Raw genomic sequence first — 1,089 nt, forward strand, 5'->3', positions numbered from 1 at the left:
AAAAAAAGTTTGGACATGCTGGATTAATCCATAAATACCGAAAATATATGAGATTATCAGCGGCAGAAAAATACGAGATCATACAAAGCGCCACCACTAGTGACATCGGTGTGAAGCGGACACTGGAAAGCTTCGGCATCCATAGAAGTACATTCTACAAATGGTATCAGAAGTATCTTCAGAACGGTTATGACGGACTGAAACAAGGCCATCGAGTATCTAGAAGACAATGGAACAGCATTCCGGAAGAACAAAAAGATCTGGTGGTTGCAGTTGCTTTGGATCACACGGAATTATCCTCCCGGGAACTGGCCCACAAAATCACCGATGAACAAGGTGTGTTCATATCAGAATCCAGTGTCTATCGGATATTGAAACAGCGGGATCTGATCCCCGCACCGAACCATATCCTTATCTCAGCAGCAAATGAGTTCAAGGATAAAACCAGCTTTGTGCACCAGATGTGGCAGACCGACTTTACCTATTTTAAGATTGTCGGTTGGGGATGGTACTATCTGAGCACGGTTCTGGACGATTACAGCCGCTACATTATCCATTGGGAGCTGTGCGATTCAATGAATGCAGAAGATGTGAAAAGAACGGTAAATACAGCCATTGAGAAAGCAAGACTAAAATCGAAAGCCAAACCAAAGTTGCTGTCAGATAACGGCCCTTGTTATGTTTCAAACGAGCTAAAAACATATCTCAAAGAGGATATGAAGATGAAGCAGGTTCACGGCAGACCGATGCATCCGCAGACACAGGGGAAAATTGAACGGTATCACAGAACGATGAAAAACGTAGTGAAATTAAACCACTTTTACCATCCAGAAGAACTTATCGAAGCCCTGGGAAACTTTGTGGACAACTATAACAACAGACGTTATCACGAATCGCTGCAAAACTTAACACCTGCAGATGTCTACTGTGGACGATCTGAAAGAATTTTGGAAAAAAGACAACAGGTAAAAATCGATTCTCTGAATAAAAGAAGACAATTGTATAATCAACAAAAATTAATAAATTTATAACTCGAAAGTCTCCTTAAGGTTTCATCCTAATGTGTCTAATTTAGTTTGAAGACGTACA

General features: G+C 41.0%; 1 protein-coding gene. It reads left to right on the plus strand.

Features of this window, described 5'->3' with window-relative positions; genetic code table 11:
• A partial coding sequence (locus tag EPX21_RS11325; RefSeq protein WP_134089808.1) for an IS3 family transposase occupies positions 1 to 1,031 on the plus strand: 1,031 nt, incomplete at its 5' end.
• Positions 1,032 to 1,089: the final 58 nt, after the last annotated feature.

It is taken from the genome of Olivibacter sp. XZL3 (assembly GCF_004368405.1).
Taxonomy (GTDB): domain Bacteria; phylum Bacteroidota; class Bacteroidia; order Sphingobacteriales; family Sphingobacteriaceae; genus Olivibacter.